The sequence below is a fragment of the uncultured Nevskia sp. genome (genome assembly GCF_903885465.1).
Taxonomy (GTDB): domain Bacteria; phylum Pseudomonadota; class Gammaproteobacteria; order Nevskiales; family Nevskiaceae; genus Nevskia.
Window position 1 is genome coordinate 1 of the sequence record NZ_CAISIQ010000522.1, and the last position, 5297, is coordinate 5297.

The 5297-nt window shown below is 63.5% G+C and carries 8 protein-coding genes; 2 read left to right on the forward strand and 6 right to left on the reverse strand.

The window, feature by feature from the left end; translation table 11 throughout:
- On the reverse strand, positions 1-751 hold a 751-nt coding region (locus QZY06_RS20125), incomplete at its 3' end, for a VWA domain-containing protein (RefSeq protein ID WP_367275693.1).
- 80 nt (positions 752-831) lie between these two features.
- Between QZY06_RS20125 and QZY06_RS20130 the strand changes: the two genes are divergently transcribed.
- Positions 832-1467, forward strand: a complete 636-nt coding sequence (locus tag QZY06_RS20130) for a DNA-3-methyladenine glycosylase (RefSeq protein ID WP_295687567.1) — start codon at positions 832-834, stop codon at positions 1465-1467.
- A 14-nt stretch (positions 1468-1481) separates the two neighbouring features.
- Here QZY06_RS20130 and QZY06_RS20135 read toward each other — a convergent pair whose 3' ends face one another.
- The 4 genes from QZY06_RS20135 to QZY06_RS20150 form a co-directional block, all read right to left on the reverse strand.
- A complete protein-coding gene (locus QZY06_RS20135) occupies positions 1482-2000 on the reverse strand; it encodes a TPM domain-containing protein (protein WP_295687570.1) in 519 nt (172 codons plus the stop codon).
- Between the two features lies 1 nt (position 2001).
- Positions 2002-2874, reverse strand: coding sequence for a TPM domain-containing protein (locus QZY06_RS20140; RefSeq protein ID WP_295687572.1), 873 nt, complete (start codon positions 2872-2874; stop codon positions 2002-2004).
- Between the two features lie 23 nt (positions 2875-2897).
- Positions 2898-3515, reverse strand: a complete 618-nt coding sequence (locus tag QZY06_RS20145) for a LemA family protein (protein WP_022974834.1) — start codon at positions 3513-3515, stop codon at positions 2898-2900.
- A 128-nt stretch (positions 3516-3643) separates the two neighbouring features.
- Positions 3644-4240 carry an ANTAR domain-containing response regulator gene (locus tag QZY06_RS20150; RefSeq protein ID WP_295687575.1) on the reverse strand — a complete coding sequence of 199 codons (597 nt, stop codon included), beginning with the start codon at positions 4238-4240 and terminating at the stop codon, positions 3644-3646.
- A gap of 135 nt (positions 4241-4375) precedes the next feature.
- Between QZY06_RS20150 and QZY06_RS20155 the strand changes: the two genes are divergently transcribed.
- Positions 4376-4810 carry an Rrf2 family transcriptional regulator gene (locus tag QZY06_RS20155; protein WP_295687577.1) on the forward strand — a complete coding sequence of 145 codons (435 nt, stop codon included), beginning with the start codon at positions 4376-4378 and terminating at the stop codon, positions 4808-4810.
- Between the two features lie 57 nt (positions 4811-4867).
- Here the strand turns inward: QZY06_RS20155 and QZY06_RS20160 are convergent.
- A partial coding sequence (locus QZY06_RS20160; protein WP_367275694.1) for an AAA family ATPase occupies positions 4868-5297 on the reverse strand: 430 nt, incomplete at its 5' end.

Below are 5297 nucleotides of genomic sequence, written 5' to 3' on the forward strand. Positions count from 1 at the left end.
CGCAGACCTTCACATGCGGATCCATCGAACCGCCGACATCGAGGAACAGCAGCACCTTCACCGCGTTGTGGCGCTCCGGCACCATCTTGATGTCGAGCCAGCCGGCGTTGCGCGCGGTCGATTCGATGGTGCCGTCGAGGTCGAACACATCGGGCGCTCCCTGGCGCGCGAACTTGCGCAGCTTCCTGAGCGCCACCTTGATGTTGCGGGTGCCGAGTTCGATCGAATCGTCGAGATTCTTGAACTCGCGCTTCTCCCAGACCTTCGCCGCGCGCTTGTTGCCGCCTTCGCCACCGATGCGCACGCCTTCCGGGTTGTAGCCGGAATTGCCGAACGGCGAAGTGCCGCCGGTGCCGATCCACTTGTTGCCGCCCTGATGGCGCTCCTTCTGCTCTTCGAGGCGCTTCTTCAGCGTTTCCATCAACTCCTCGAAACCACCGAGCGAGGCGATCTTGGCTTTTTCTTCGTCGCTCAGAAGTTTTTCCATCTCGCGGCGCAGCCAGTCATCCGGGATCTGGCCGGCGAACAGATCGAACACTGCTTCCACGCCCTTGAAATAGGCAGCGAACGCGCGGTCGTAACGGTCGTAATGACTTTCGTCCTTGACCAGCGTCATCCGCGCCAGCAGGTAGGAATCGTCGATCGAGTAGATCACCACCTTCTGCTTCAGCGCTTCAAGCAGGGTGAGGAATTCGCCGAGCCCAGGTTTAAGGCCAGCGGCGCGCAGGGTCAGGAAAAATCCGAAAAGCATGGCGAACGAGACGCTGAAAGGTTTCCGGCATTCTAGCGCGGCGATCGTCGCAGTCCGCCTTCCTCACTTGCTTAGCGCCCATGATCAAAACCGACACGCTGCGCATCGCCGAAGCCCATCTGCGCGCCTGCGATCCCAAGCTGGCAAGAGTCATCGATCGTCATGGGCCGTGCACGATCGGCAGCAGCCGCCGCGATCCGTTCCACGTGCTGTGCAATTCGATCATCAGCCAACAATTATCGATCAAGGCGGCCGACACCATTCAGGCGCGGGTTGCGCTGGCAACCGGCGCCGGCAAGCGTTTCCTGCCACTGCATTTCATCAGCGCCGAACACGAGGCGCTGCGCGCCTGTGGCCTGTCGAACGCGAAAGCGAAATGGCTGCGAGCGCTGGCCGAGGCCGCCGCCAGCGGCAACCTGTCGTTCCCCAAGCTGCGCAAGATGGACGACGAAGCGGCGATCACCGTACTCGATGCCTTGCCCGGCATCGGCCGCTGGACCGCCGAGATGTTCCTGATCTTCGCGCTCGATCGTCTCGACGTGTTCTCGCTCGGCGACGTCGGCCTGCGCAATGGCCTGAACCGTCTGCACAACGGCGGTGCCAAGCTCGATGACGCAGCGTCCCTGGCACTGACCGCGAAGTGGGCGCCTTATCGTTCGGTGGGGAGCTGGTACTTGTGGCGGGTAACCGAGAGCGACCTGACGCCGCTCGTCTGAAGCGCAGACTGACTTCAGCGCAAGATCAGCGGCGCATCCGGCAATTCGTTGCCGACATCGGCGTGGCCAGAGGCGTGACGCGACAACACCTCGGCCACCGTTTCGACGCCGGCAATCGCGCCCGCGGCGAACTCGCCGCTGCGGAAATGATCGCGCATGCGCTGGCAGGCCAGCTGCCACTCGCCCGGATCGACCTTGCCGTTACCGACACCGCGATCGGCGACGATCTCGACCGCGTGATCGGCGTACAGCACGTAGATCAGCACGCCGTTGTTGTGCTCGGTGTCCCAGACCTTGAGGCGTGAGAAGACGTCGAGCGCGCGTTCGCGCGGGCTCAGGCCGGCCCACAGTTCGTGCGGTTCCAGCGAAGCTTCGATGACGAAGCGGATCTCGCCCGGATGCCGGCTTTCGCAGGCGCGCACGGCCTCGGTGATCTGATTCATCACCGCTGGCGGAAAAGCACGGCGCACCGCGAGCACGCCGGTGAACAGATGCCGGGACCAGCGGATGATCGGATTCGTCGAGCGGCTCATCTCACCAGTCTCCCGAAGCACCGCCACCACCGAAGCCACCACCACCACCGCCAAAACCACCACCGCCGCCACCGAAGCCGCCACCGCCAAAGCCGCCGAGCCCGCCACCGAAGCCACCACCGCGTCCGCCGCCGCTGCTCCAGGCGATTGCCGCGAAGATCGCGGCGACGACGGCGACGACCACACCGGCGACGATCGATGCGAGCAGTAGCGCGGCGACGACGCCGACGATGCCGCCAACGCCGATCGACGCCAGCCCGGTGCCGAGCGCGCGTTTGACCGCGCTCATCACACCCCAGATGACGAAGAAGGCGACGAACAGCAGTTCGAACGGCGGACGTTTCGATGAGCCCGAAGCGCCGCGGCGTTCCTTCGGCGGCGGCAGCGCTTCACCATCGGCGACGGCGATCATCCGGTCGACGCCGGCGTTGATGCCGCCCACGTAGTCGCCGCTGCGAAACAACGGTGCGACGTCTTCGCGGATGATCCGCTTGGCGATCGCGTCCGGCATCGCGCCTTCGAGGCCGTAACCGACTTCGATGCGCAGCTTCCGGTCGTCCTTGGCGACAATCAGGATCGCGCCGTCATCGACGCCCTTGCGGCCCAGCTTCCAAGCTTCGGCGACCCGAAGCCCATATTGCTCGATGGTTTCCGGCTCGGTAGTCGGCACCATCAGCACCGCGATCTGGGTGCCCTTGCGGGTTTCCAGCGCGGCCAGCTTGGCTTCCAGCGCCGCCTGATCGGCCGGGCTGAAGGTGCCAGTCTGATCCGTGACCCGCGCAGCCAGCGCCGGTACCGGCACTTCGGCTTGCGCGGCAAGACTGGCCAGCGCCAAAGCGCCGGACAGCAGCAGCGCACTCAGCGTGCGGATCATCGCCAGCTAGGACTTAGAGCCGATCAAGGCGCTGGGGCAGGCGCCGGGCTACTGCCGAAATCAACCTTCGGCGGCGCCGAGATCGCTTTCTCGTTTTCGACTTCGAAGCTCGGCTTGGTCTTGGCACCGGTGGCCATCGCGGTCAGGTTCGACGGGAAGCTGCGCACCGTGATGTTGTAGGCCTGCACCGAATCGATGTAGCGCTTGCGGGCGACAGTGATGCGATTTTCGGTGCCTTCAAGCTGCGCCTGCAGATCCCGGAACAGGCCATCCGATTTCAGCTGCGGATAGTTTTCGGTGACCACCAGCAGGCGCGACAGCGCGCCGCTTAGCTCACCCTGCGCCTCGGTGAATTTCTTGAACGCGGCCGGATCGTTCAGCAGTTCCGGCGTGGCATTGATGCCACCGACCTTGGCGCGCGCCTCGGTCACGCCGAGCAGCACGTCCTTTTCCTGTGCGGCGAAGCCCTTCACCGTCGATACCAGGTTGGGCACGAGATCGGAACGGCGCTGGTACTGGTTCAGCACTTCGGCCCAGGACGACTTGATTTGCTCGTCCTGTGACTGCAGCGTGTTGTAGCCGCAGCCGGACAGCGCCAGGGTCACAACGACCATCAGCAGGGCGGAAATTCGGTTCAGCATGCGGTTCTCCTCGACGATCTCGGGCGCCACGGCGGCGCTGCACGATATCTGGGGACGAAACGGCAGCGCTCAAGCCGGGCTCGAATTCTTGAGTCGCGAGGTCCGCCGCGAGCTCACGAATCGCTTGCCTAAAGAGCGTCCGCAGCCACCAGCAACATGCGGGAAAAATCGCCGATGCGCTGCTTGCGATCCATCGCCATCTTCTGCAGCAACCGATAGGCCTCGGCTTCGTCCAGCTCGCGCCGCTTCATGATCAGGCCCTTGGCTTTGCCGATGTCGCGATGATCGGCGAGCCGGATACGCGCCTCGTCAAGCTCCTCGCGCAGGTTCTGCTGCCATTCGAAACGCGTGGCAGCCACTTCTAGCTGGCAACTCAGTCGTGCGGGCTGCAAGCCGTCGACGATGTAGGCGCTGACGCCCGTCTGCACCGCGCGCCGTGTCGTATCGGCATCACTTTGGTCCGCGAAAAGCACCATGGCTCTGGGCTGGTCGCGCTGCAGCCGCGCCAGGCGCTCGAGCATTTCGTGGCTCGGCAAGCCGACGCTGATCAACACCATGTCGGGCTGCAGTTGGGCCACGGCGACGGCGAGATTAGCCAGAGGATCGAATCGGCCCACGACCGGCAGGCCTTCAGCCGCCACCATCGCTTCGAGCACCTGTAGATGCGCGGCGTCGTCGTAAACCAGCATGACGCGCCTTCTTTCTTGTCCGGACGCCATGGCCATTTCCCGTTTTTTGAGCCCCCCGATGAGCCCTACCGAATATATAGCAATTCAAATGCCATATATTGGATGGGCAAAACCGACTGCCTGCCCCCATCGTTTGGGGATAAGCTTCGACAAAGTCGACTGGAGCTTGGAGTGCGTCTTTCTCTCTACACGGATTTCTCGCTGCGCCTGCTGGTCTACCTCGCCGGCGCGGGCAGGGACAAGCCGGTCAGCGTGGCGAAGATCGCCGGGAAATACGGAGTTTCCACGCATCACATGCACAAGGTTGCGCAGGGCCTGCGCAAGCTGGGCTATATCGAATCGATCAGCGGCAGGCACGGCGGCCTGCGTCTGGCTCGCCCGCCAGAGGCGCTGTGCATCGGCGAGATCGTCGAAGCGATGGAAGGCAGCGGCCACATGGCGGACTGCGAACGCGGGCCCTGCGTGCTGCACGGCGCCTGCATTCTCAAGGGCGTGCTCGATCGCGCCGAACGCAGCTTCATCGATGGCCTGAAGAAGTTCAGCATCGCCGACGTGATGCGTGGCCCGACCTTGCTCCGGCTCGATCAGCTCAGAAAAGCTGCCTGAGCCTCCCGTCTCTGCACGAGAACCGAGGTCTGATCCTCGGTTCCCCGCAAGGGTTCTCTAGCTCGAACGCCGCGCCATGAAGGCGATCCGCTCGAACAGGTGCACGTCCTGCTCGTTCTTGAGCAGCGCACCGTAAAGCGGCGGCAGGCTTTTCTTGACGCTGGTTTCGCGCAGCGCCGCCGGATCGATGTCCTCGGCCATCAGCAGCTTCAGCCAGTCGAGCAGTTCGGACGTGCTCGGCTTCTTCTTCAAACCCGGCAGTTCGCGCAAGCCGAAGAACGCTTCCATCGCTTCCTTGAGCAGGTTCTTCTTGATGTCCGGGTGATGGACGTCGACGATCTTCTGCATCGTCTCCTTGTCCGGGAAGCGGATGTAATGGAAGAAGCAGCGGCGCAGGAATGCGTCCGGCAGCTCCTTCTCGTTGTTCGAGGTGATGATGATCACCGGGCGGTTCTTCGCCTTCACCAGCTGCTTGGTCTCGTAGACG